A 24,427-nucleotide genomic window follows, 5' to 3' on the forward strand; every position below is an offset into this window, starting at 1 on the left:
TGCGCTTTCAGGCGTTGTCCAGGCCGGCACTGGCCAGCAGTTGCACGCACAAGTCCTCGTAGGAGATGCCGGCCGCGCGCGCCGACATCGGCACCAGCGAATGGCCGGTCATGCCGGGCGAGGTATTGATCTCCAGCAGGTAGGGCTTGCGTGTGGCGGCGTCGATCATCACGTCGGCACGCGACCAGCCACGGCAGCCCAGCGTGCGGTAGGCCTGCAGCACCAGCGCCTGGATCGCCGCCTCCTCGCCCGCGGGCAGGCCGCTGGGCACGAGGTACTTGGTGTCGTCGGTGAAGTACTTGTTCTGGTAGTCGTAGTTGCCGTCGGGCGCCACGATGCGGATCACCGGCAGCGCACGCGCCGCGTGGCCGGTTCCCAGCACCGGGCAGGTGACCTCGTCGCCCGCAATGAACTGCTCGCACATCACCATCGGGTCCTGCCTGGCCGCCAGCGCGTAAGCCGCTTCGCACTGCGCCGCGCTGGTGACCTTGGTCAGGCCGATGGTCGAGCCCTCGCGCACCGGCTTCACGATCATGGGCGAGCCCAATGCCGCAAAAGCTTCGTGTGTCTCGGCCGCGCTGTGCACCTGCCGCCACGCGGGCGTGGACAAACCCTCGGCGACCCAGATGCGCTTGGTCATGAGCTTGTCCATCGCCACGGCCGAGGCCATCACGCCCGGACCGGTGTAGGGGATGCCCAGCAATTCCAGCGCGCCTTGCACCGTGCCGTCTTCGCCGAAGCGGCCGTGCAGCGCGATGAAGCAGCGACCGAAACCATCGCGTTTGAGATCGCCGAGGTCGCGCTCGGCCGGGTCGAACGCGTGTGCGTCGACGCCTTTCGATTGCAGCGCCTTGAGCACGCCCGCGCCCGACATGAGCGAGACCTCGCGCTCGGCGGAACGCCCGCCCATGAGCACGGCGACCTTGCCGAATTCCTTCACGTTCATTTCGCCAACTCCATGATTCGTCCTGCCACCGCGCCGATGGAGCCTGCGCCCATGCACAGCACCACGTCGCCATCGCGTGCGTTGTCGAGCACCGCCTGCGGCATGGCAGCGATGTCGTCGACGAACACCGGTTCGAGCTTGCCTGCCACCCGCAGCGCGCGCGCCAGCGATCGGCCATCGGCCGCCACGATGGGCGCCTCGCCCGCCGCGTAGACCTCGCCCAGGAGCACCGCGTCGGCCTGGCCGATCACCTTGACGAAGTCCTCGAAGCAGTCGCGCGTGCGGGTGTAGCGGTGCGGCTGGAACGCCAGCATCAGGCGCCGGCCGGGAAAGGCGCCGCGCGCGGCGGCGATGGTGGCCGCCATCTCCACCGGGTGGTGGCCGTAGTCGTCCACCACGGTGAGGTGGCCGCCACCGGGCAGCACCGCTTCTCCGTAGCGCTGGAAGCGCCGGCCCACGCCCTTGAATTCCGCCAGGGCCTTGAGCACCGCCGCATCGGGCACGCCGAGCTCCACCGCGATGCCGATGGCCGCGAGCGCGTTGAGCACGTTGTGGCGGCCCGGCAGGTTGAGCACCACGTCCAGGTCGGGCAGCTCAACGCCGTTGCGGCGCTGCACGGTGAAGTGCATCTGGCCACCCACCGCACGAACACCGATGGCGCGCACCTGCGCGTCCTCGCTGTCGATACCGTAGCTGGTGATGGGGCGCGCGATCTGGGGCAGGATCTCGCGGATGGCGGCGTCGTCCACGCAGACCACAGCTGCGCCGTAGAACGGCATCTTGTGCAGGAACTCCACGAATGCGGCCTTGAGGCGACCGAAGTCGTGGCCGTAGGTGTCCATGTGGTCGGCGTCGATGTTGGTGATCACCGAGATCATGGGCAGCAGGTTCAGGAACGAGGCGTCGGACTCGTCGGCTTCGACCACGATGTACTCGCCGCTGCCGAGCGCCGCGTTGGCGCCGGCGCTGTTCAGGCGCCCTCCAATGACGAAGGTCGGGTCCAGCCCGCCTTCGGCGAGCACGCTGGCCACCAGGCTGGTGGTGGTGGTCTTGCCGTGCGTGCCCGCGATGGCCACGCCCTTGCGCAGCCGCATGAGCTCGGCCAGCATCACGGCGCGCGGCACCACCGGAATCAGCTTCGCGTGCGCGGCCACCACCTCGGGGTTGTCGGCCTTCACCGCGGTGGAGGTGACGATGGCGTCTGCGCCTTCGATGTGTCTCGCGTCGTGCCCGGCGAACACCTGTGCACCCAGCGCGGCCAGACGCCGCGTGGTCGCACTCTCGCCCAGGTCGCTGCCCGAGATGCGGTAGCCCTGGTTGAGCAGCACCTCGGCGATGCCGCTCATGCCCGCGCCGCCGATGCCGACGAAATGGATGTGGCGGATGGCGTGTTTCATGCCGTTCTGACTTTCGCGAGTTCGATGCAGGCGTCGACCACCGCGCCGGTGGCGTCGGTCTTGGCCACGCTGCGGGCCTTCTCGGCCATGGTGAGGAGTTGGGCGCGATCCAGCCCCTGGAGCAGTGCCGCGAGTTTGTCGGGCGTAAGCCCGGCCTGCGCCTCGAGCCAGGCCGCGCCGGCGTCGACGAGGAAGCGCGCGTTGTGCGTCTGGTGGTCGTCCACCGCGGCGGGGAACGGCACCAGCAGCGAGGCCGCGCCGACCGCGGCGAGTTCGGTGACGGTGCTGGCCCCGGCACGACCGATCACGAGGTCGGCGTGGGCGTAGGCACTGGCGGTGTCGTCGATGAACGGCGTGCAATCGGCCGCCACACCGGCAGCGGCGTAGTTCGCGCGCAGCTCATCGATCTGCTTCTCGCCGCTCTGGTGCAGCACGGTGGGGCGCTGCGCCTCGGGGATGAGCGCCAGCGCCTGCGGCACGATGCGGTTGAGCGCCTGCGCGCCCAGGCTGCCCCCCACCACCAGCAGGCGCAGCGGGCCGGTACGGCCGGCAAAGCGTTCGGCAGGCGCGGGCTGCTTGAGGAAGGCCTCGCGCAGTGGGTTGCCCACCCACGCGGCCTTGGCCAGCGCGTTTGGAAAGGCGCTGAAGCGGCGGTCGGCCACCTCGGCCAGCACCTTGTTGGCCAGGCCTGCGATGGAGTTCTGCTCGTGCAGCACGAGCGGCTTGCCGAGCAGCACGCCCATCATCCCGCCGGGGAAGGTGATGTAGCCACCGAGGCCAACCAGCACATCGGGCTTGACGCGTCGCACCACCTGGATGCTTTGCCAGAAGGCGCGCAGCAGGTTGAGCGGCAGCAGCAGTTTGGTGAGCAAGCCCTTGCCGCGCAGGCCGCCGAACTGCACCGTTTCCAGCGCAAAGCCGCGCGGCGGCACGAGGCGGCTTTCCATGCTGTCGGGAGCGCCCAGCCAGTGCACGCGCCAGCCGCGCGCGCGCAGCGCCTCGGCCACGGCCAGGCCGGGGAAGATGTGGCCGCCGGTGCCACCGGCCATCACGAGGGCGCAGGGAGTTCGGGTGGTCACGAGCGCGCGCCTCTCATCATCTGGCGATTCTCGAAATCCACCCGCATCACGATCGCCAACGCGATCAGGTTGAGCAGGATGGCCGAGCCTCCGTAGCTCATGAAGGGCAGCGTGAGGCCCTTGGTGGGCAACGCCCCGAGGTTCACGCCGATGTTGATGAAGGCCTGGAAGCCGAACCACAGGCCAACGCCTTGCGCGACGAGGCCGGAGAACACCTGATCGAGCGCGATGGCCTGGCGGCCGATGTGCATGATGCGCCGCGTCATCCACAGGAACAGGCCGATCAGCGTGACGACGCCCACGAGACCGAACTCCTCGCCGATGACGGCGAGCAGGAAGTCGGTGTGCGCCTCGGGCAGCCAGTTGAGCTTCTCAACGCTGCCCCCCAGCCCGACGCCGAACACCTCGCCGCGGCCGAAGGCAATCAGCGCGTGCGAGAGCTGGTAGCCCTTGCCCAGCGCGTGCTCGGCGCTCCAGGGGTCGAGGTAGGCAAAGATGCGCTCGCGCCGCCAGTCGCTGGCCATGATCATGAGCGCGAAAGCCGCGACCACCACCGCCGCGATGAGGAAGAACATGCGCGCGTTGACGCCGCCCAGGAACAGGATGCCCATCGCGATCACCACGATCACCATGAAGGCGCCCATGTCGGGCTGTGCAAGCAGCAACATGCCCACCACCCCGAGCGCCACCGCCATGGGCCACACGGCCTGCCAGAAGTTCTGCTTGATCTCCATCTTGCGCACCATGTAGCTGCACGCGTAGAGCAGCACCGCCAGCTTGCCGAGTTCGGACGGCTGGAAGTTCATGACGCCGAGCGAGATCCAGCGGCGCGCGCCGTTGACGCCCTTGCCGATGAAGGGGATGAGCACCAGCACCATGAGCAGCAGCGCCAGCGCGAACAGCCAGGGCGCAGCGCGTTCCCAGGTCCTGAGCGGCACCTGGAAGGCCAGCAGGGCTGCGACCACGCCGATCGCCATGGACAGCCCGTGGCGAAGCACGAAGTGCGTGTGCGCGTAGTTGGCAAAGCGCGGGTTATCAGGCAACGCGATCGAGGCCGAATACACCATCACCAGGCCCCAGGCCAGCAAGGCCACGGCGACCCAGAGCAGGGGTTGATCGAAGCCGGTCTCGCGCACCGCCACGCCGCGCTGGCGGCCGTAGCTGCGGCTGGACAGGCGCACCGGAATGTCGCCCGCGCCCGCTCCGGCGAGGCCACCGGCCCAGGCCGGAAGTGCGCCCAGCGCGCGGTCGCGCAGCGCGGCCCAGCGGCTGGGTGTGTCGGGCGCGGTCTTGCGGCGGCTCACAGTCCGCCCTCCAGGCTCATGCCGCGCGCTTCGGCGAGTTCGCGCACCGCGGCCACGAACACCTCGGCGCGTTGCACGTAGTTGCGGAACTGGTCGAGGCTCGCACAAGCCGGCGACATGAGCACGGCGTCGCCCGATTGGGCGAGCGTGGCCGCCTGCGCCACGGCCGCGGTCAGTTCGCCGGCGTCGTGCAGCGGCACGCCCGCGCGCTGCAGCGTCTCCCCCAGCGCGGCGCGCAGCAGCGGCGCGTCGCGGCCGATCAGCAACACGGCCCGTGCGTGGCGCGCGAGCGGTGCGGCCAGCGGCGCAAAGTCCTGCCCCTTGCCATCACCGCCCAGGATGACGACCAGCCGGCGCTCGGCGCCCAGGCCGTTGACAGCGGCCAGCGTGGCCCCGACGTTCGTGCCCTTGCTGTCGTCGAAGTACTCGACGCCATCGACGATGGCCACCGGTTCCACGCGGTGCGGTTCGCCACGGTATTCGCGCAGCCCATGCAGCATGGGGCCCAGTGGCGCGCCGGTGGACGTGGCGAGCGCGAGCGCAGCGAGCGCGTTGGCCGCGTTGTGGCGGCCACGGATGCGCAAGGCCTCGGCAGGCATGAGACGCTGGAAGTAAACCTCCTCGTCCTCCTGCGCCTTTCCTTTGCTGCGCGTCTCGTCGAGCGCGAGTGCGCGCACCAGCCAGGTCATACCGTTGACGCTCTCCAGGCCCCACTCACCCGGGCGCACGGGGGCGTCAAGCCCGAAGGTTGTCCAGGGGCGCGCCGGCACCTGGCGGTTGCGGTTGCCGATCTTGACCGTCACGAGACCGGGCTTCATGGCCATCACGCGCGCGTCGTCGCGGTTGAGCACCATGAGGGCCTGTGCGCCGAACACGGCGGCCTTGGCCTGCGCGTAGGCGTCCATGCTGCCGTGCCAGTCGAGGTGGTCTTCGGTGAGGTTGAGCACGGTGGCGGCGGTGGGCACGGCGGCCCAGGCGCCCTGCGCGGTGCCGTCGAGCTGGAAGCTGGAGAGCTCCAGCACCCAGGCGCGCGGCAGATGCGGCGCAGGCGGCGGCTCGGCCGGCGGCGGTACGAGCTGCGTGTCGGCCTCGTCGTCGAAGACGCCAGGCAGCGGTTCATCCTCGTCATGGGCGGCATCGCTTGCGTTGGCGGCGCTGGTGTCGGGACCGGCCTCGGTGGTGGATGCGTCCGGCGTGGGCACGGCCCGGGCGACTTCTTGCTCGGCCAAGCGCTTTGCGGCTTCTTCGGCCTCGGCCGCCGCGCGCTCGTCATCGGCCTGCTGCGCCACGGCCTCGGCGTCGAGCGCGGCGCCGAGCACGTCGAGCATGGCGGGACCGATGTTGCCGGCCACCGCCACCGTCCAACCCGCGCGCTGCAGCAACAAACCGGTGAGCGCGGTCACGGTGGTCTTGCCGTTGGTGCCGGTGATGCCCAGCACCTTGGGCCGGTAGGGGAAGCGCTCGCGCTGCGCCAGCGTTTGCAGCGCCTGCGCGAACAGATCGAGCTCGGTGAGCACGGGAACACCCGCGGCTTGCGCGTGCGCGAAAACGGCCTGCAGCCCGCCGGGCGCGAGGCCGGGGCTGCGCGCGATCAGGGTCCACGGCTCGCGGGTCAGCAAGCCCGTGTCGAACGCACCGCTCACGAACGTGGCCTGTGGGCATTCGCTTCGCAAGGCCTCGAGCTGCGGCGGCGCCTCGCGTGTATCGGCCACGGTCACGCGCGCGCCCTGGCGCGTGCACCAGCGCGCCATCGACAGGCCGGAAGCGCCGAGACCGAGGATGAGGACAGGCTGGTCGTTCATCGCAGCTTGAGCGTGGACAGACCCACGAGGCACAACAGCATGGTGATGATCCAGAAGCGCACCACGACCTGCGTTTCCTTCCACCCCTTCTTCTCGAAGTGGTGGTGCAGCGGTGCCATCTGGAACAGACGCCGGCCTTCGCCATAGCGCTTCTTGGTGTACTTGAAATAGCTCACCTGCAGCATCACCGAGAGCGCCTCCACCACGAAGATGCCGCCCATGATGGCCAGCAGGATCTCCTGGCGCACGATGACGGCGATGGTGCCGAGCGCGCCACCGAGCGCGAGCGCACCGACGTCGCCCATGAAGACCTGGGCCGGGTGCGTGTTGAACCACAGGAAGGCCAGACCGGCACCAGCCATGGCGGCGCAGAAGATGAGCAATTCGCCCGCGCCAGGGATGTGCGGCAGCAGCAGGTAGCGCGAAAACACCGCGTTGCCGGTGACGTAGGCAAACACGCCCAGTGCAGAGCCCACCATCACCACGGGCATGATCGCCAGACCATCCAGGCCGTCGGTGAGGTTGACGGCGTTGCTTGCGCCCACGATCACCAGGTAGGTAAGGATGACGAAGCCAGCCACGCCCAGCGGGTAGCTCACCTCCTTGAAGAAGGGCACGAGAAAGCCCGACTGCGGCGGCAGGTCGACGGTGAAGCCCGAGCGGACCCAGTCGACGAAGAGTTCGAACACGCGCGCGTTGCTGGTCTCGGACACGGCAAACACGAGGTAGAAGGCCGCGACCAGGCCGATGAGCGACTGCCAGAAGTACTTCTCGCGCGAACGCATGCCCTCGGGGTTCTTGTGCACCACCTTGCGCCAGTCGTCGACCCAGCCGATGGCGCCGAAGCCCAGCGTCACGATCAGCACGATCCACACGAAGCGGTTGCTCCAGTTGAACCACAACAGCGTGGAGAGTGCGATCGCGAACAGGATGAGTACGCCGCCCATGGTGGGTGTGCCACCCTTGGTGAGGTGCGTCTGCATCGCGTACTCGCGGATCGGCTGGCCGATCTTGAGCGCGGCCAGGCGACGGATGAACCAGGGACCCGCGACAAGGCCCACCACCAGTGCGGTCAGCGCCGCCATCACCGCACGGAAGGTGAGGTACTGGAAAACGCGCAGGAAGCCCAGGTCGGGAAACAGGCCCTGCAGCCAGAGGGCAATGCTAGGCAGCATGGGGAGCGTCCTTGTCTTGTTGCGTGGGATCGAGCGCACGCACGGCCTGCACCACGCGCTCCATGCGCATGAAGCGCGAGCCTTTCACGAGCAGGCTGCCGACGGCACCGGTGGCCACTTCGGCCGCGACGTCGGCGGCGAGTGCGGGCACCTCGGCCACGTGGATGGGCGCCGGCTCGCCTGCGGCTTGCAGGGCGTCGACGGCAGCGCGCATGTGTTCGCCGCTCACGCGCACCTCGTCAATGCCGCGCGCAAAGGCGTGGCGCAGCACCTCGAGATGGAATGCCAGCGCCTGGTCACCCACTTCGCCCATGTCACCCAGCACCAGCAGGTGCGGGCCAGGCAGGGTGGCGAGCACCTCGATGGCGGCGCGCACGGAGTCGGGGTTGGCGTTGTAACTGTCGTCCACCAGGGTGACCACGCGCCCGTCGATCTGCAGTGCGACGGCGCGCGAGCGCCCACCCACGGGCTCGAAGGCCTCCAGGCCGCGTTGCACCGCGTCCAGCGGCACACCGGCAGCCAGCGCGCAGGCGGTGGCCGCCAGCGCATTGCGCACGTTGTGGCGACCGGCAATGCGCAGCGTGCACGTCAGATCGCCCGCGGGGGTGGCGGCATGCAGTGCCCAGGCCTCGCCCAGCCATTGGTAGGAATGGGCACGCACGCTTGCCTCGGGGTCGGTGTCGCTGAAGCTGAGCACGCGGCGCGCGCCGGCCAGCGACTGCCAGAGGGGCGTGTGCACGTCGTCGCTGGGGAACACCGCGGTGCCGTCGGTGCCCAACGCCTCGATGACGGCGCCGTTCTCGCGCGCCACGGCTTCCACCGTGGCCATGAACTCCTGGTGCTCGCGCTGCGCGTTGTTCACCAGTGCCACCGTGGGTGCGGCCAAGGCCGCGAGCTGGGCGATCTCGCCCGGGTGGTTCATGCCGAGCTCGACCACCGAGCAGCGCGTCCCGGCGGTCAACCGCAGCAAGGTGAGCGGCACGCCGATGTGGTTGTTGAAGTTGCCTTGCGTGAAATGCGCTGCGTCGCCCGCGTGCGCGCGCAGGATGCTCGCGATCATCTGGGTGACGGTGGTCTTGCCGTTGCTGCCGGTCACGGCAATCAAGGGCAGTGCGAACTGCCCGCGCCATTCGTATGCCAGTTGCTGCAGCGCGGCCAGCGTGTCCGGCACCTCGACACCCGCCAGCCCCGCGGCCTGCAGGCCATGGTGCGCGATGGCACCCACGGCGCCAGCGGCCGCGGCCTGCGGCAGGAAATCGTGGGCGTCGAAGCGCTCGCCCTTCAGCGCCACGAACAGATCGCCCGCGCGCAGGCTTCGCGTGTCGGTGTGCACACGTTGCACGGTGGCGGTGATGCGGCCCACCGGGCGCGCGCCGGCCAGGCCTGGCAGCAGTTCGGTGAGCGTCTTCATGCCCGGCCTCCCGCACGCTCGGCAAGTGCCATGCGCGCCTGCGCGATGTCGGAGAAAGGCGTCTTCACCCCGCGGATTTCCTGGTAGTCCTCGTGCCCCTTGCCGGCAATCAGGATCACATCGGCGGGCGCGGCCTGCTTCACCGCGAAGGCGATGGCGCGGGCGCGATCGACCTCGGTGTGGGCGGCCTTGCGCGATGGCAGGCCGGTCACCATCTGCGCCAGGATGGCCTCGGGCGATTCGCTGCGCGGGTTGTCGCTGGTCAGCACGGCGCGCGCGGCTTCGCGCGCGGCCACCGCGGCCATCAGCGGGCGCTTGGTCGGATCGCGGTCGCCGCCGCAGCCCACCACCACCCACAGCTTGCCGGCACGCGCACGTGCCATCGGCTGCAAGGCCTGCAGTGCTTTTTCCAGCGCGTCCGGTGTGTGGGCGTAGTCCACGAGCACCAGCGGCGCGTCGCGCGTGCCGGGCTGCGCCTGCTCCATGCGGCCGGGCACCGGAGTGAGGGCCGCACAGGCAGCCAGTGCGGCCGGCATCGGAACGCCAATGGCACGCGCGGCAGCCACCACGCCCAGCAGGTTGTGCACGTTGTAGCGCCCCACCAGCGGCAGCGTGAGCGCGTGGCGATGGCGCTCCTGACCCTGGCGATCGCACTCGACGATCTCGAACGTCACGCCCTCGGGCGTGACGGCCAGGTGTTCGGCCCGCAGACGCACGCCCGGTTGGTCGATGGCGACAGACCACAGGTCCAGGCCGCGACCGGCGAGACGATCGATCAGACCGGCGCCCTTGGGGTCGTCGGCGTTGACCACCGCGGCCTTGAGGCCAGGCCAGTCGAACAGGCGCTGTTTGGCCGACCAGTAGGCATCCATGCTGCCGTGGTATTCGAGGTGGTCCTGGGTGAAGTTGGTCAAAACGGCCACCGCCACGCGCGTGCCGTTGAGCCGCCCCTCGACGATGCCGATGGACGAGGCCTCGATCGCCACGGCGCGCAGCCCCGCGTCGACGAAAGCGCGCAGCTGGTGCTGCAGCATCACCGGGTCGGGCGTGGTCATGCCGGTGGACACGAGCTCGGCACCCGGTTGGCCCATGCCCAGCGTGCCCACCACGGCGGCAGGGCGCGCGCACGCCGTGAGCAGTTGCGCCATCCACCACGCGCTGGAGGTCTTGCCATTGGTGCCGGTGATGGCGATCACGTCGAGCGCGCCACTGGGTTCGTGGCAGAAGGCGCTGGCGATGGCGCCGGCCTGGCCCTTGAGGCCGGGCACGGCGAGCACGCGGGGATCGTCGCGGTACGGGTAGGCCTCCAGGCCTTCGCGCTCCACGATGGCGGCGCCCGCGCCGGCGCGCAGGGCGTCCTCGACGAAGCGCCGGCCGTCGGTGGCAGCACCGGGCCAGGCGACGAAGCCGTCGCCCGCATGGATGCGGCGGCTGTCGCACACCAGCGAACCGGTGACACTGGCGCGCAGCCAGGTCGCCACGGCGAGCGGGTGGACGAGCGTCTGCACCATCAGAACGACTCCTCCAGCGGCTCGGCCACGATCTGCGGCTTGACGCTCATGTCGGGTTGCACGCCGAGGATGCGCAGCGTCTGCTGCACCGTTTCGCTGAACACCGGCGCGGCTACGAGGCCGCCATAGAACTGGCCGTTGTTGGGCTCATCGACCATCACCGCGACCACGATGCGCGGGTTCTCCACCGGCGCCAGGCCGACGAACACGCTGCGGTACTTGCCTTCGGCGTAGCCCTTGCCTTCCTGCTTGCGGGCTGTGCCCGACTTGCCGCCCACCGAGTAGCCCATGGTCTGCGCGCGTGTGCCGGTGCCGCCGGGCTGCACCGCCAGGCCCAGCATCTCGCGCACGGCGCGGGCGTTCTGGGCGCTGAACACACGCACGCCCTGTGCCGGTGTGTCGCTCTTGAGCAGCGTGGGGTAGATCATCTCGCCGTCGCGGGCGAACACGGTGTAGGCCTGCGCGAGCTGGAACAGCGAGGTGGACAGGCCGTAGCCGTAGCTCATGGTGGCCTGCTCGATCGGCCGCCAGCTCTTGTAGGGCCGCAAGCGCCCGGCCACCGCACCGGGGAACGGCACCTGCGGCTTCTGGCCGAAGCCGGCCTGGGCGTAGGTCTCCCACATCTCGCGCGGGCTCATCTGCATGGCCATCTTGACCGTGCCCACGTTGCTGGAGCGCTGGATGATCTGCGCCACGGTGAGGATCTCGGCCGGGTGCGTGTCGCGGATGGTGGAGCCGCCGATGGTGATGCGACCCGGCGCGGTCTGAATGGGCGTGGTGGGCCGCACGAGGCCCTTGTCGAGCGCCAGCGCTGCGATGAAGGGCTTCATCGTCGAACCGGGCTCGAAGGTGTCGGTGAGCACACGGTTGCGCAGCTGCTCGCCGCTCAGGTTGCGCCGGCGGTTGGGGTCATAGCTGGGCACGTTGGCCAGCGCCAGCACCTCGCCGGTGACGGTGTCGATCACGATCACGCTGCCGGCTTTGGCCTTGTGCTGCGCCACCGCATCGCGCAGCTTCTGCCACGCAAAGTACTGCACCTTGCTGTCGATCGAGAGCTGCAGGTCGGGGCCGTCCACCGGCGGCACCACGTCGCGCACGTCCTCCACCACGCGGCCCAGGCGGTCCTTGATGACGCGTCGCGAACCCGCCTTGCCTGCGAGCTGCTGGTTGAAGGCGAGTTCCACGCCCTCCTGGCCGCGATCTTCCACGTTGGTGAAGCCCACCACGTGCGCTGCGGCCTCGCCCTCGGGGTACTGGCGCTTGTACTCGCGGCGCTGGTAGATGCCCTTGATGTCTAGCGCGGCGATCTGCTTGGCCACTGGCTCGTCCACCTGGCGCTTGACCCAGACGAAGGTCTTGTCCTCGTTGGCCAGGCGCTTGCGCAGGTCGGCCAGTGGCATCTCGAGCAGGCGCGCGAGTTCGCGCAGCTTCGGGTGGTTCTTGTCGACATCCTCCGGAATCGCCCAGATGCTCTCTGCCACCACGCTGGAGGCGAGGATGAGACCGTTGCGATCGAGCACGCGGCCACGGTTGGCCGGCAGCTCCAGCGTGCGCGCGAAGCGCACTTCCCCCTGGCGCTGGAAGAAATCGTTGCCGACCACCTGCACGTACGTGGCGCGGCCGGCCAGGCCTGCAAAGGCGAGCGCCAGGCAAGCCACGATGAACTTGCTGCGCCACACCGGCGTCTTGCTCGCCAACAGCGGGCTGGAGGTGTAGTTGATGCTGCGGCTCATCGCGCACCCTCCCCCGTCGCGGGCGATGCCGGCGCGGCGGCGGGCCGCTCGCTCACATATTGCGTGATGCCCGGGGTGACAGGCCGCATCTGCAATTGGCGTGCGGCTATCTGCTGAACGCGCGCGGGCGTGGCCTGCGCGCGGCGCTGCACCACCAGTTGCTCGTGATCGGCATCGAGCCGCTTGCCCTGGGCCTGCGCGCGATCGAGCGCCGCGTACAGGCGGCGCGATTCGTACTGGGTGTGCACCAGATAGAACGCACTGGCCAGCACCGCCAGCAGCAGAACGAGGTTCAATCTGATCATGCGGGCACCCCGGTGCGCGTGGCCACGCGCATCACGGCACTGCGGGCGCGTGGGTTGCCCTTCACTTCGTCGTCGGAGGGCATCACGCGGTGCACATCGGCCAGCCGCATCGGCGCCGGCTCGGCAAAGGGCGCGCGGCGGTCCACCACGGTGCGCGAGTGGCGCGCCATGAACTGCTTGACCATGCGGTCTTCCAGCGAGTGGAAGCTGATGACCACGAGCCGCCCTTCCTGTTTGAGCACCGTGAGGCTGGCCTCTAGCGCCGCTTGCAATTCTTCAAGCTCGGCGTTGATGAAAATCCGAAGAGCCTGAAATGTGCGCGTTGCAGGGTCCTTGCCCGGCTCGCGGGTTTTGACCGCGCCAGCCACGACTTCGGCCAGCTCAAGGGTGGTTCGAAAAGGGCCCCGTTCCTGTCGGCGGCGATCAATCGCCTTTGCAATCGGTGAAGCAAACCGTTCTTCGCCATAGTTACGAATGACCTCCGCCAGGGTGGAAACCGGAACCGTCTCGAGCCATTGCGCGACGCTCTGTCCACGCGTGGTGTCCATGCGCATGTCCAGCGGGCCGTCGTGGCGGAACGAGAAGCCGCGCGCGGGGTCGTCGATCTGCGGCGAGCTCACGCCGAGGTCCATCAGCACGCCGTCCACCGACGCCGCACCCACCTCGCCCAGCGCGCGAAAGCCCTCGTGGCGCAACGCCACGCGCGCATCGGCCGTGGCGAGGGCCTGCGCCTCGGCAATGGCCTGGGGGTCTTTGTCGAAGACGGTCAGCCGCCCCTGGGGCGACAGCCTCTGCAGAATGGCGCGGCTGTGGCCGCCGCGCCCGAAGGTGGCGTCGACGTAATGACCGTCGGGGTTGATCGAGAGCGCCTGCACGGCTTCGTTCAACAGGACGGTCTGGTGAGCCCATTCGTTTGCCACCCGCGTCCTCAGAACGAGAAGTCCTTGAACACATCGGGCATCTCGGCCTGCATCTCCTCGGCCTCCTTCGCCTTGTAGGTCGCCGCGTCCCAGAGTTCGAGGTAGGCGCCCATGCCGAGCAGCACCACGTCCTTGCTGATGCCGGCGGCCTCGCGCAGCTCCGGCGCGATCAGCACGCGGCCGGTGGCGTCCATCTCCACGTCCATGGCATTGCCCAGGAAAATGCGCTTCCACCACTGCGCGCCCATGGGCAGCGAAGCGATGCGGCCGCGGAATTCCTCCCAGGCCGTGCGCGGAAACACCATGAGGCAGCCGTGAGGGTGTTTGGTGATGGTCAGCGCCGCGCCCAGGGCGTCGCGATGCCGGGTCGGCACGGACAGCCGCCCCTTGGCATCGAGATTCAGCGACGACGGACCCTGGAACACGGTGTTCAACCCTCAGATGGCACTTTTCACCACTTAATTGCACTTTTTTCCACTGTAGCAGGAAAAGACCTCACCACAAGGGTGGCTGTGCGGGTTTTTTCAATGAAATCAACCACTTAGAGCCGATTCCGTGCAACTTTGGAAGCCAAAAAGCACATAAAAAGCAAGCACTTACAACGCGCACTGCATGTGATGCTTCAAAACAGGAACGCCCGCAGCAGGGCTGGCGGGCGTTCGCTGGGGCGACGGGCGGTAGCCGTCGCTGGCAGAGGCTCGGCGCCTCAGAGGATGTAGCGCGAGAGGTCCTCGTCGCGGCTGAGCGCACCGAGCCGCGCGTTCACGTAGGCGGCGTCGATGGTCACCGTCTGGCCCTGCAGTTTCGCCGCGTCGAAGCTGACCTCGTCGAGCAGGTGCTCCATCACGGTCGACAAACGCCGCGCACCGATGTTCTCGGTGCGCTCGTTCACCTCGCAGGCGATCTGCGCCAACTGGCGAATGCCATCGGGCGCGAACGTGAGCGTGACGCCCTCGGTGGCCAGCAGCGCCTGGTACTGGCGCACCAGCGAGGCATGCGTCTGCGTGAGGATGGCCTCGAAGTCGTCCACCGACAGCGATTGCAGCTCGACGCGGATCGGGAAACGCCCCTGCAGTTCGGGGATCAGGTCGCTGGGCTTGGCCAGGTGGAACGCGCCGCTGGCGATGAACAGGATGTGGTCGGTCTTGATCGGGCCGTACTTGGTGGAGACGGTGGTGCCTTCCACCAGCGGCAGCAGGTCGCGCTGCACGCCCTGGCGCGAGACCTCGGCCGCACCGCCACCGGCGTCGCTGCGCGAGGTGACCTTGTCGATTTCGTCGATGAATACGATGCCGTTCTGCTCGGCATTCAGCAACGCGCGGGCCTTGATCTCGTCCTCGTTGACGAGCTTGGCCGCCTCCTCGTCGATCAGCAGCTTCATGGCCTCGCCGATCTTGAGCTTGCGCACTTGCTTGCGACCGGCACCGAATTGCCCGAACAGGCCCTTGAGCTGCTCGGCCATTTCTTCCATGCCCGCAGGGCCCATGATTTCCATGGCGGGGCGCGGCTCGGCCAATTCGATCTCGATCTCGCGATCATCGAGTTCGCCCTGGCGCAGCTTCTTGCGAAAGGTCTGGCGCGCCGTGCTGTCCTGCGCCGGCGGTGGCTCGAAGCCGACGCTGCGCGGCGGCGGGATCAAGGCATCGAGGATGCGCTCCTCGGCGGCATCCTCGGCGCGCGTGCGCTGCTTGCGCATCTCGGCCTCGCGCGTCTGCTTGATCGCGATGTCGGCCAGATCGCGCACGATGCTATCGACGTCCTTGCCGACGTAGCCGACCTCGGTGAATTTGGTCGCCTCGACCTTGATGAAGGGCGCATCGGCCAGCCTTGCCAGGCGGCGTGCGATCTCGGTCTTGCCCACGCCCGTGGGGCCGATCATCAGGATGTTCTTGGGCGTGATCTCGGGGCGAAGCTTCTCGTCCACGAGCTGGCGGCGCCAGCGGTTGCGCAGCGCGATGGCCACCGCGCGCTTGGCGCCGTGCTGGCCGATGATGAAGCGGTCGAGTTCGGAGACGATCTCCTGGGGGGTCATGGAGGACATCGGTCGGCCCTCAATCCAGGGTTTCGATGGTGTGGTTCATGTTCGTGTAGATGCACAGCTCGCCGGCAATCGCCAGCGATTGACGCACCACCTGCTCGGCATCGAGATCGGTGTGGTCGATCAGCGCCTTGGCCGCGGCCTGCGCATACGCGCCACCGGAGCCGATGGCCACGATGCCGTTCTCGGGTTCGAGCACGTCGCCGTTGCCGGTGATGATGAGCGCGGCCGTCTTGTCGGCCACCGCAAGCATGGCCTCCAGGCGGCGCAGCACGCGATCGGTGCGCCAGTCGCGCGTGAGTTCGATGGCGGCGCGGGCCAGGTGGCCCTGGTGCTTCTCGAGCTTGGCTTCGAAACGCTCGAACAGCGTGAAGGCATCGGCGGTGGCGCCGGCAAAGCCCGCGAGCACGCGGTCGTGGTGGAGTTTGCGAACCTTGCGCGCCGTGCCCTTGACAACGATGTTGCCCAGGGTGACCTGCCCGTCGCCGCCGATGGCAACCTGGATGCCGGCCGGTGTTTCGCGCCGCACGCAGACGATGGTGGTGCCGTGAAACGATTCCATGTGAGGTATCTGGGGTTGCACCGCCCGGCTGCAAGAGACGCTGGGCGGTTGCGGGTGAAACCGGATGAAACCACAGCGCGGGCAGACCGCGCGCGGTGTCAGTCGTTGCGCAGCACCACCTTGGCGTATTCGGTGATGCCGACGACGTGAAAGAAGGCCGAAATCAGGCGGTGCACATCGACAAACTGCACCAGACGGCCTTCGGCGTGGTGGCTGGTGACCCAGTTGAGCAGCGTGCCCGCGGCCGAGAAGTCGACACGGATGAGGTTGCGGCAGGACAGGATGAGCACGTCAGCACCGCTCAGGCGCTGCTCGAGCATGTCGATGGTCTTTTGCGCATCACCGCGGATCTCGCCCGAGAGCTCGACCAGGCCGAGGTGGTTGACGGCACTCGCCGGCGCGGAATCGATGATCGACTCGCCGGACAGCGTGGAAGACACGGCCTCCATCACCGATTCACCCAGCACCGACTGCAGGCCGTCGTCGCCCTCGCTGCGGATCGACTGGTAGCGGCAACGCGGCCGCTCCCAACCCGGCGGGGAGAGTTCGTACGTGACGCAGAAATCGAGTGCGGTGAGCTCGAACTCGTCGACCCGGTTCATGAGCCGCAGCACCGCCATGCGCAGCTCCCACCAGAGCTGCTCGACGTCGCGTCGACCCGAGGGTGTCATGCCCTTGAGCAGGTCGCGCAGGCGTGCGCCGCCGGTGAAGCGCAACTCCACGTCCTGATCGGTCCACAGCGTCACCAGGCCCAACAGCGCACGCGCGGCCTTGGGATCCATCGAGGTGAGCGGGCTCCAGTCGATCACCCAGGGCTGGCGGGCACGCGACAGCACGTTCTGCAGGGTGCCGATGGCGTGTGCGTCGAGTTCGGCCTCGGCCACCCAGACGGCGCGTGTCTGCCCGCTGGTGACGGGTTCGTCATCGCGGCCGACCATGCGGGCCACCTCGGCCGGCATGTCGTACCACTGGGGCGCCGAGCGGTCGAAGCGGTTGACGAAATCGACGGCGCGGCTCTCGAAAGCCGCAAGCTGACCGGTGGCCCGGTACAGATCGAACAAGGCCAGCCAGTCGGCCTCCTGGTTCACCCGCGGCCCGTTGTCGGCCAGTGCATCCAGCAGGCCTTGTTCGGCACCCGCGTCATCGCCGTTCGCGAAACGGATGGCGGCCTCTTCGACCTCCGGGTCCTGCGCCACTTCCTGCACATCCAGCGCGTAGAAGTGGGATGCCGAGAAGGAGGAACTCTGGCCGCTGGGGGCCCCACCCGACCTGGGCGCCATGAGCCCGGTGCGCTGCGTCGAGGGTGGCTTGGCCGGCGCCAGCGGTGCCTTGGCCGACGCCGTGCGGGCGGCGGCGGCCTGCGCCATCGGGTTGAGCAGTGGTGCCGGTTCGGTGACGTCGTACTGGGCCTTCAGACGTGCCGGATCCACCACGGGGGCAGGTGCTTTGGCGGCCGGGGCATCGGCCGCCTTGGGTGCGCCACCCGGGCTGTGTGGAGCGGTGTTCAGGCCCGACCCCGTGCTGGTCATCGAGTCGGCGCCCTTGGTCTTCCACCACTGCATCGACATCTGGGCTTCGATCTCGTCGATCTTCTTGAGCGTCATGGCCCGGTCGTCCGGTTTGGACGGCAGACTGCTCTGGAAGAACGACGGGCGCATGCCCTGCGCTTCGGCCGGCGTGCCCTCGCGGCTGCGGATCTTGCGCAGCATGTCGAATTCGCGCTTGCGCACGAAGTCGTTGCGCCGCTTGCGCTCGATCATCTCCTTGAGCGCGGCCTTGCTGTACTCGCTCTCGCGGTCGGCCTGGCGCGTGTCGAGGTCCGCCCAGCTGGTGGTGGGGTGGCGAACGAACTTCACCACCTTGGAGAGAAATCCGCCGCTGGAGTCGTCCTTGGCCATGGAGATCGTGATTCCGGGATGTGCGCGGCGGTATCAGTCGCCGAACATCTTCTGCTTGAGCTCGCGGCGCTGCTGCGCCTCAAGCGAGAGGCTGGCGGTGGGACGCGCCATGAGGCGGCCGACGCCGATCGGTTCACCGGTTTCCTCGCAGTAGCCGTAGTCGCCCGAGTCGATGCGCGCGATGGCCTGCTCGATCTTCTTGAGCAGCTTGCGTTCGCGATCGCGCGTGCGCAGCTCGAGGGCATGCTCTTCCTCGATCGTTGCGCGATCGGCCGGGTCGGGCACAACCACGGTGTCCTCGCGCAGGTGCTCGGTGGTTTCGCCCGCGTTGGCCAGCATGTCGGCCTTCAGGCGCTGAAGCTTGAGGCGGAAGAACGACAACTGCAGATCGTTCATGTACTCGCCGTCCGGCATGGACAGCACGTCCTGGTCGGTGAGTTGCTCGACAGGCACGGTCTTCCAGTTGTTGGCCCGTTTCGGGTCCTTCTGGAGGGAGGCGGGGACGGGGGGCGTCATGACGTTTCGCTCGATCGTATTGGAGAAGGTCGCCTTGGCGGCGTCCGGGGCGTGGGTGGGAATCACCTCCGCCTGGGTCATCTGTTCGACCATCACGCGGCGCGCGTCGCGCTTGCTGATGGGCTTGGGGATGGTGACCACCACCGGCGTGGAGGCCACCTTGTTGATCAGGGCCGATGCCTGCGAGGCCGCGCGGGCCGCAGCACCGCTGGCCGCCTGCGCGGGCACCTTGGCGGGCGCCTTCACAGGCGCCTTGGCTGCGGGCTTGACCACCGGACTGGCCGCTTTCGCTGCCGGTCTGGCCACGGCTTTGGTGGCCGCCGCCTTGGTGGGCGCCGTCTTGGTGGGCGCCTTGGTGGTGGCCTTGGTGGGCGCGGCCTTGCCTGCCGGCTTGACCGGGGCCTTGGCGAGCGGCTTGACCGCCGCCTTCACGGCCTTGGCCGGCGCTTTCTTGGCAACTGCCTTGGGGGGCGCCTTCGCCACCGGTTTGCGTGTCGCCGCGCTCACCTTGGCCGTCTTGGCCGCAGCGGAAGACTTGCCTGCTTTCGCTGCCTTGGAAGCCGGGGCTTTCACGACGGGTCTCCTATGGATGGCGTGCATGGCACGAAAAGGACAAAACGCCCGATTCGTGCGCCGGTGCGACGACTCGGCCCGGGGGGCTGCGTCGACAAAGGCGCTGTTATACCCCCTTGACGATACGTGGCCGGCGCCGCGAGGCCCCGGTGCAGACACCCTGGTCGGTTCGGCGCGCGGATTGTAGCGATGTACGCAAGGGCCCCGATCACGCCGGTCGGATGGCGACTGCCGCCAACGCGACAAAACACACGCCGGGCGCCTGCTTGCGGGCCACGCGCGCTCAGACCAGGCTTTGCGAAAGGCCTTGTTCGAGGATGTCGCGCGGCAGGTCAATGCCGATGAAGACCATCTTGCTGATGCGCTTCTCGCCTTCGGCCCACTGGGGGCCCAGGTCGCTGCCCATGAGCTGATGCACGCCCTGGAAGATCACCTTGCGATCCGTGCCGTCCATGTGCAGCACCCCCTTGTAGCGCAGCATGCGCGGGCCATAGACCTGCACGATCGCGCCCAGGAAGTCCTCGAGCTTCTCCGGGCTGAAAGGACGATCGGCACGGTAGACGAAGCTCTTCACATCGTCGTCGTGGTGGTGGTGATGACCATGATCGTGCTGGTGCGAGGGGTGGTTGCAATGCTCGCCGTGCTCATGGTCATGGTGATCATGTCCGTGACCATGGTCATGGTCATGGTCATGGTCGTGGTCGTCCACCTTGAGGAAGTCCGGGTCGATCTCGAGCTTGGCGTTGAGGTTGAAGCCGCGCAGGTCGAACACCTCCTTGATCGCCACCTCACCGAAGTGCGCCGGGCGCATCGGCGCGCGCGGATTCATGTGCTTCAAGCGATGGATCAGCGCGTCCACCTCTTCGTTGCTCACGAGATCGGCCTTGCTGATGAAGATCTGGTCCGCAAAGCCCACCTGCCGGCGCGCCTCCTGGCGGTCGTTGAGTTGCTGGGCCGCGTGCTTGGCGTCGACCAGCGTCACGATGGCATCGAGCAGGTACTGCTCGGCCACCTCGTCGTCCATGAAGAAGGTCTGCGCCACCGGGCCCGGGTCGGCCAGTCCGGTGGTCTCGATCACCACACGCTCGAAGTCGAGTTCGCCCTTGCGCTTCTTCTGCGCCAGATCGGCCAGGGTGGCGCGCAGGTCGTCGCGGATGGTGCAGCAGATGCAGCCGTTGCTCATCTGGATGATGTTCTCGGTGGTGTCGGCCACCAGGATCTCGTTGTCGATGTTCTCTTCGCCAAATTCGTTCTCGACGACGGCGATCTTCTGCCCGTGTGCTTCGGTGAGCACGCGCTTGAGCAGCGTGGTCTTGCCCGAGCCGAGAAAGCCGGTGAGGATGGTCGCGGGGATGAGGGCCATGGGCGTGCGGTGCAACGGTGGAGAAAAACGCAACAGTGTAGCGATAGCAACCTGTTTCAGGGTCCGGGACGGCGCATCACCACCAGGCCCTTGAGGTATTCGCCTTCGGGGAATTGCACCGTCATGGGGTGGTCGGGCGCACCGCCCAGACGCTGCAGGAACACGCCGTCCACGCCCGCCTCCAGGCCGGCGGCAGCAACGATCTTGTGGAACAGCTCCACACCCACCCCGCCCGAACAGGAGAACGTGAGCAGCACACCACCCGGGCGCAGCAGCTTGAAGCCCAGGCGGTTGATATCCTTGTAGGCGCGCGCCGCGCGCTCGGCGTGCGCCGCCGTGGGCGCCAGCTTCGGCGGGTCGAGCACGATGGCGTCGAACTGCCGGCCCTCGGCAATGAAGCGGCGCAGCGTGGCGTTGACATCGGCGTCGAGCCATTCGCAGCGCGCGGCATCGAGCCCGTTGCGCGCCACGTTGGCCGCGGCTTGTTGCAGCGCCGGGCCGGACGAATCCACCGACACCACGCGCTGCGCACCGCCCGCCAGCGCGGCCACGCTGAAGCCGCCGGTGTAGCTGTAGCAGTTGAGCACCTCGGCGAGCTGGAAGCGCTGCACCAGGTCGCGGCAGATGGCGCGGTTGTCGCGCTGGTCGAGGTAATAGCCGGTCTTGTGGCCGCTGGCGATGTCCAGGCCCAGTTGCCAGCCATGCTCGCGCAGCACCAGCGCGGTCTCACCGTCGCCGCGCAGCCAGCCGCTGGCCACCGGCAGGCCTTCGAGCTGGCGGCTGCTGGTGTCGCTGCGTTCGTACAGGCGCGTGAGGCCGGTGAGCTCCAGCAGCGCGTCGGCGATGAACGGCTTCCAGCGCTCCACGCCGGCGGCACCGAACTGCGCCACCAGGGTGTCGCCATAGCGGTCCACAACCAGGCCGGGCAGGCCGTCGGCCTCGGCGTGCACGAGGCGCACGCCGTCGCTGGGCACGGCCAGCCGATCGCGCAGCGCGATCGCCGCGCGCAGGCGTTCGCGGAAGAAAGCGGCGTCGATGCGCTGCGCCTGCTCGAAGCTCCACATGCGCACGCGGATCTTCGACGCCGGCGAGCACGCGCCCCAGCCGAGAAAGTGGCCCTCGGCATCGTCCACGCGGACGGTCTCGCCCGGGTCGGCGCTGCCCTTGGCCACGGCGCCGTCGAACACCCAGGGGTGGCGCCGCTGCAGCGAGCGTTCCTTGCCGGGCTTGAGTCGGATGGATTTCATGGCCGCGATTGTCGCGGCCCGGCGCTCACTTGCCGCGCGGCTTGCGCGACTGGGCGCGCGGATGCGCCGCGTCGTACACCTGCGCAAGATGCTGGAAGTCGAGCCGGGTGTAGACCTGCGTGGTGCCGATGTTGGCGTGGCCCAGCAGTTCCTGAACGGCGCGCAGGTCACCGCTGGACTGCAGCACGTGGCTGGCGAACGAATGGCGCAGCATGTGCGGATGCACCGGTGTGGCCAGGCCGGCCTGCAGCGCACGGCGCTTGAGGCGCACGCGGATGTGCTGCGGCGTGAGGCGCTGGCCGCGCTGGCCGATGAAGAGCGCGGCGTCGTCGCGCGCCCAGGCGTTGCGGGCCTCGAGCCAGCGCTTCAGTGCCGCCAGCGCCGCACGCCCCACCGGCACGCTGCGCCGCTTGCTGCCCTTGCCCAGCACGTGGGCCTCGCCGGCGTCGTGGTCGATCCAGCCGCGCGCCGTGGCGCTGGCGGCCACGTCAAGCCCCACGAGTTCACCGATGCGCAGGCCGCTGCCATAGAGCAGTTCGGTGATGCAGGCGTCGCGCGCCTCCAGGCCCGGGTCGTCGTCGGGCTGCGTGTGCTCGGCCAGGCGAACCGCGTCGTCCACCGCCAGCGCCTTGGGCAGCGGCTTGCCGGCCTTGGGGGCCCGCACGTCCTGCACCGGGTGGTGCTGCACGATGCCCTGGCGGCCGAGCCAGGTGTAGAAGCCGCGCCAACCCGACAGGATGAGCGCGATGCCGCGCGGGCTGCGGCCGGCGCTGTGCATCTGCGCGATCCAGCGCCGCACGTGCGCGGGCTGCACCTGGCGCAGTGGCACCGCCGCCTCGCGCGCGAAGTGCGCGAGCTTGACCAGATCTTCGGTGTAGAGCGCCACGGTGCGCTCGGCCAGGCGCTTGCCGACGCGCACGTGCGCGAGGTAGGCCTCGATCAGGCCCGCATCGTCGGCGCGGGCCAGGTCGATCACCGCGCAACCCTCCGTGCTGCGCACTGCGGGGCCGAGTGCCCTGGGAGCGGCCCGGCGGCGTTCATTCGACGGCTGCCGGCACCACCGGCCGCAAGCGCACCAGCGCCGCACTGGCGAGTTCGCCGATGCGCTCGAGGAAGTCGGTGCCCATGTCGGCGGCAAAACGCTGCGGGTCGGCCGAGGCCAGCACCAGCAGGCCGAAGGCCTCGGGCGCGGCACCCACACGCAGGGGAATGAGCGCCAGCGACGCGGCCGAGGCCGGATCGACCAGCCATTGCGCGGCCTCCAGGCCGGGGTTGTTGCCGCAGTAGGGCGTGTTGAGCGACGAGGCGAAGGCCTGCGCGTCCTCGCTCGCACCCTGTGCGAAGGTCTCGTCGGCAAACCCGGGGGCAACGCCCCAGACCTTGATGGCGACCTGCGGCACCTGGAACTGGGTCACCAGCGCCTCGGTGATCGCGCCCGGCAACTCGACCGCATCACGCACCATCAGCAGATCGCGCGTCCATCGCTGCAGCTTGTCGGCGATGGCGGTGTTCTCACGGCCGTGGCGCACCATCTCGGCGGCCTTGAGTTCGAGGCCCTTGATCTTCTCGCGCAGCATCTCGGCCTGGCGCTCCTGCAGGCTCACGGCGCGCCCGCCGTGCGGGCTGGTGAGCTGCACCTCGGCCAGCAGGCCGGCGTGGCGTTCGAAGAAGTCGGGGCTGTTGGCCAGGTACTGGGCGATGTCGTCCTCGGTGATGGGCGGGATCGGCTGGGTCATGGCTTGTGTGGTGATGGAAAAGCTCAGAGGGAATCGGGGACCTCGATCACGCCTTCGAACACGGGCGTGGCGGGGCCGGTCATGAAAACAGGCGCATCGAGGCCGGCCGCGGCCTTCCATTCGATGGTGAGCACGCCACCGCGCGTATGCACGTCCACGCGCTCGGCCAGCCAACCCAGGCGGATGCCGGCCACCACGGCGGCGCAGGCGCCGGTGCCGCAGGCCAGTGTCTCGCCAGCGCCGCGCTCGTACACGCGCAGCTTCACGGTGTTCGGGTCGACCACCTGCAGAAAGCCGGCGTTCACGCGCTGCGGAAAACGCTCGTGGCGCTCGATCAGCGGGCCCCAGCCCGCCACCGGCGCGCTGTCGACGTCGTCCACCCGCAGCACGGCATGCGGGTTGCCCATGGACAGCACGGCCACCGGCACCTCGCCCGCGTAAGGCAGCGTGAGCGGCCAGCGTTCGAAGTTGCCCAGGCGCTCGGGCTTGAGGCCGCTGGCGTTGAAGGGCACATCGGGCAATGCGAACACGGGTGCGCCCATGTCGACGGTGACACGCCCATCGGCCAGGCGCCGCAATTCGAGAACCCCGTTCTTCACCTTCACGCGCAGCGGGTTGCGCTCGCTCAGGTGCTTGTCGTGCACATAGCGCACGAAACAGCGCGCACCGTTGCCGCAGTGCTCCACCTCGCCGCCGTCGGCGTTGTGAATCACGTACTCGAAGTCGAGCCCGGGCGACGGCGCCGGACGCACCGAGAGGATCTGGTCGGCGCCGACGCCGAAATGGCGGTCGGCCAGGAAGCGGTACTGCGCGCCGCTGAGGCCGAGCAGACCGCGCGTCTCGTCGAGCACGACGAAGTCGTTGCCCGCGCCCTGCATCTTGGTGAAGCGGATCTGCATGGGGTGGATTAT

21 protein-coding genes are annotated in these 24,427 nt (G+C 68.7%); all 21 read right to left on the bottom strand.

Annotated features, from left to right (window positions below):
• Positions 1–7 precede the first annotated feature (7 nt).
• The 21 genes from M3149_RS02845 to dapF all read right to left on the bottom strand — a co-directional run bounded on the left by M3149_RS02845 (position 8) and on the right by dapF (position 24,415).
• Positions 8–946 carry a D-alanine--D-alanine ligase gene (locus tag M3149_RS02845; RefSeq protein ID WP_251707819.1) on the bottom strand — a complete coding sequence of 313 codons (939 nt, stop codon included), beginning with the start codon at positions 944–946 and terminating at the stop codon, positions 8–10.
• Complete coding sequence (murC, locus tag M3149_RS02850) at positions 943–2,343, bottom strand: UDP-N-acetylmuramate--L-alanine ligase (protein ID WP_251707820.1); 1,401 nt, start codon at positions 2,341–2,343, stop codon at positions 943–945. Before murC ends, M3149_RS02845 begins: the two co-directional genes overlap by 4 nt.
• Positions 2,340–3,422: an undecaprenyldiphospho-muramoylpentapeptide beta-N-acetylglucosaminyltransferase gene (murG, locus tag M3149_RS02855; RefSeq protein ID WP_435370722.1), complete on the bottom strand. Its 1,083-nt coding sequence runs from the start codon at positions 3,420–3,422 to the stop codon at positions 2,340–2,342. Before murG ends, murC begins: the two co-directional genes overlap by 4 nt.
• A complete protein-coding gene (ftsW, locus tag M3149_RS02860; protein ID WP_435370723.1) occupies positions 3,419–4,726 on the bottom strand; it encodes a putative lipid II flippase FtsW in 1,308 nt (435 codons plus the stop codon). The genes murG and ftsW overlap by 4 nt, the downstream gene beginning before the upstream one ends.
• Positions 4,723–6,528, bottom strand: coding sequence for a UDP-N-acetylmuramoyl-L-alanine--D-glutamate ligase (murD, locus tag M3149_RS02865; RefSeq protein WP_251707821.1), 1,806 nt, complete (start codon positions 6,526–6,528; stop codon positions 4,723–4,725). Before murD ends, ftsW begins: the two co-directional genes overlap by 4 nt.
• Positions 6,525–7,703 (bottom strand): phospho-N-acetylmuramoyl-pentapeptide-transferase, encoded by a 1,179-nt coding sequence (gene mraY, locus M3149_RS02870; protein WP_251707822.1) that lies wholly within the window; start codon positions 7,701–7,703, stop codon positions 6,525–6,527. Before mraY ends, murD begins: the two co-directional genes overlap by 4 nt.
• Positions 7,693–9,114: a UDP-N-acetylmuramoyl-tripeptide--D-alanyl-D-alanine ligase gene (locus M3149_RS02875; RefSeq protein ID WP_251707823.1), complete on the bottom strand. Its 1,422-nt coding sequence runs from the start codon at positions 9,112–9,114 to the stop codon at positions 7,693–7,695. Before M3149_RS02875 ends, mraY begins: the two co-directional genes overlap by 11 nt.
• Complete coding sequence (locus M3149_RS02880; RefSeq protein ID WP_251707824.1) at positions 9,111–10,625, bottom strand: UDP-N-acetylmuramoyl-L-alanyl-D-glutamate--2,6-diaminopimelate ligase; 1,515 nt, start codon at positions 10,623–10,625, stop codon at positions 9,111–9,113. Before M3149_RS02880 ends, M3149_RS02875 begins: the two co-directional genes overlap by 4 nt.
• Positions 10,625–12,358 (bottom strand): peptidoglycan D,D-transpeptidase FtsI family protein, encoded by a 1,734-nt coding sequence (locus M3149_RS02885; RefSeq protein WP_251707825.1) that lies wholly within the window; start codon positions 12,356–12,358, stop codon positions 10,625–10,627. The genes M3149_RS02880 and M3149_RS02885 overlap by 1 nt, the downstream gene beginning before the upstream one ends.
• Entirely contained in the window at positions 12,355–12,663 is a 309-nt protein-coding gene (gene ftsL, locus M3149_RS02890; protein WP_251707826.1) for a cell division protein FtsL, read from the bottom strand. Before ftsL ends, M3149_RS02885 begins: the two co-directional genes overlap by 4 nt.
• Complete coding sequence (rsmH, locus tag M3149_RS02895; protein WP_251707827.1) at positions 12,660–13,583, bottom strand: 16S rRNA (cytosine(1402)-N(4))-methyltransferase RsmH; 924 nt, start codon at positions 13,581–13,583, stop codon at positions 12,660–12,662. The genes ftsL and rsmH overlap by 4 nt, the downstream gene beginning before the upstream one ends.
• A gap of 8 nt (positions 13,584–13,591) precedes the next feature.
• Entirely contained in the window at positions 13,592–14,008 is a 417-nt protein-coding gene (gene mraZ / locus M3149_RS02900) for a division/cell wall cluster transcriptional repressor MraZ (RefSeq protein ID WP_251707828.1), read from the bottom strand.
• 281 nt (positions 14,009–14,289) lie between these two features.
• Positions 14,290–15,624, bottom strand: coding sequence for an ATP-dependent protease ATPase subunit HslU (hslU, locus tag M3149_RS02905; protein WP_251707829.1), 1,335 nt, complete (start codon positions 15,622–15,624; stop codon positions 14,290–14,292).
• A gap of 10 nt (positions 15,625–15,634) precedes the next feature.
• Entirely contained in the window at positions 15,635–16,183 is a 549-nt protein-coding gene (hslV, locus tag M3149_RS02910) for an ATP-dependent protease subunit HslV (protein ID WP_251707830.1), read from the bottom strand.
• A 98-nt stretch (positions 16,184–16,281) separates the two neighbouring features.
• Positions 16,282–18,081: an STAS domain-containing protein gene (locus M3149_RS02915; RefSeq protein ID WP_251707831.1), complete on the bottom strand. Its 1,800-nt coding sequence runs from the start codon at positions 18,079–18,081 to the stop codon at positions 16,282–16,284.
• Positions 18,082–18,114: 33 nt separating this feature from the next.
• Positions 18,115–19,170: an RNA polymerase-binding protein DksA gene (gene dksA / locus M3149_RS02920; protein ID WP_251707832.1), complete on the bottom strand. Its 1,056-nt coding sequence runs from the start codon at positions 19,168–19,170 to the stop codon at positions 18,115–18,117.
• Positions 19,171–19,453: 283 nt separating this feature from the next.
• Complete coding sequence (locus M3149_RS02925; RefSeq protein WP_251707833.1) at positions 19,454–20,533, bottom strand: CobW family GTP-binding protein; 1,080 nt, start codon at positions 20,531–20,533, stop codon at positions 19,454–19,456.
• Positions 20,534–20,589: 56 nt separating this feature from the next.
• Entirely contained in the window at positions 20,590–21,780 is a 1,191-nt protein-coding gene (locus M3149_RS02930) for a class I SAM-dependent rRNA methyltransferase (RefSeq protein ID WP_251707834.1), read from the bottom strand.
• A gap of 25 nt (positions 21,781–21,805) precedes the next feature.
• Positions 21,806–22,756 (bottom strand): tyrosine recombinase XerC, encoded by a 951-nt coding sequence (locus M3149_RS02935; RefSeq protein WP_251707835.1) that lies wholly within the window; start codon positions 22,754–22,756, stop codon positions 21,806–21,808.
• Positions 22,757–22,817: 61 nt separating this feature from the next.
• Entirely contained in the window at positions 22,818–23,516 is a 699-nt protein-coding gene (locus M3149_RS02940) for a DUF484 family protein (protein WP_251707836.1), read from the bottom strand.
• 23 nt (positions 23,517–23,539) lie between these two features.
• Positions 23,540–24,415, bottom strand: a complete 876-nt coding sequence (dapF, locus tag M3149_RS02945; protein ID WP_251707837.1) for a diaminopimelate epimerase — start codon at positions 24,413–24,415, stop codon at positions 23,540–23,542.
• Positions 24,416–24,427: the final 12 nt, after the last annotated feature.

Source organism: Hydrogenophaga intermedia (assembly GCF_023715105.1).
In the GTDB taxonomy this organism is placed as follows: Bacteria; Pseudomonadota; Gammaproteobacteria; order Burkholderiales; family Burkholderiaceae_C; genus Hydrogenophaga; species Hydrogenophaga intermedia_A.

Bases quoted from the DNA above. Each gene is read 5' to 3' on its own strand.
- M3149_RS02845 (WP_251707819.1), bottom strand. From the start codon at position 946: ATGAACGTGAAGGAATTCGGCAAGGTCGCCGTGCTCATGGGCGGGCGT.
- M3149_RS02875 (WP_251707823.1), bottom strand. From the start codon at position 9,114: ATGAAGACGCTCACCGAACTGCTGCCAGGCCTGGCCGGCGCGCGCCCG.
- ftsL (WP_251707826.1), bottom strand. From the start codon at position 12,663: ATGATCAGATTGAACCTCGTTCTGCTGCTGGCGGTGCTGGCCAGTGCG.
- M3149_RS02880 (WP_251707824.1), bottom strand. From the start codon at position 10,625: ATGGTGCAGACGCTCGTCCACCCGCTCGCCGTGGCGACCTGGCTGCGC.
- murD (WP_251707821.1), bottom strand. From the start codon at position 6,528: ATGAACGACCAGCCTGTCCTCATCCTCGGTCTCGGCGCTTCCGGCCTG.
- M3149_RS02930 (WP_251707834.1), bottom strand. From the start codon at position 21,780: ATGAAATCCATCCGACTCAAGCCCGGCAAGGAACGCTCGCTGCAGCGG.
- M3149_RS02915 (WP_251707831.1), bottom strand. From the start codon at position 18,081: ATGGCCAAGGACGACTCCAGCGGCGGATTTCTCTCCAAGGTGGTGAAG.
- M3149_RS02925 (WP_251707833.1), bottom strand. From the start codon at position 20,533: ATGGCCCTCATCCCCGCGACCATCCTCACCGGCTTTCTCGGCTCGGGC.
- hslU (WP_251707829.1), bottom strand. From the start codon at position 15,624: ATGTCCTCCATGACCCCCCAGGAGATCGTCTCCGAACTCGACCGCTTC.
- dapF (WP_251707837.1), bottom strand. From the start codon at position 24,415: ATGCAGATCCGCTTCACCAAGATGCAGGGCGCGGGCAACGACTTCGTC.
- M3149_RS02885 (WP_251707825.1), bottom strand. From the start codon at position 12,358: ATGAGCCGCAGCATCAACTACACCTCCAGCCCGCTGTTGGCGAGCAAG.
- murC (WP_251707820.1), bottom strand. From the start codon at position 2,343: ATGAAACACGCCATCCGCCACATCCATTTCGTCGGCATCGGCGGCGCG.
- M3149_RS02940 (WP_251707836.1), bottom strand. From the start codon at position 23,516: ATGACCCAGCCGATCCCGCCCATCACCGAGGACGACATCGCCCAGTAC.
- hslV (WP_251707830.1), bottom strand. From the start codon at position 16,183: ATGGAATCGTTTCACGGCACCACCATCGTCTGCGTGCGGCGCGAAACA.
- mraY (WP_251707822.1), bottom strand. From the start codon at position 7,703: ATGCTGCCTAGCATTGCCCTCTGGCTGCAGGGCCTGTTTCCCGACCTG.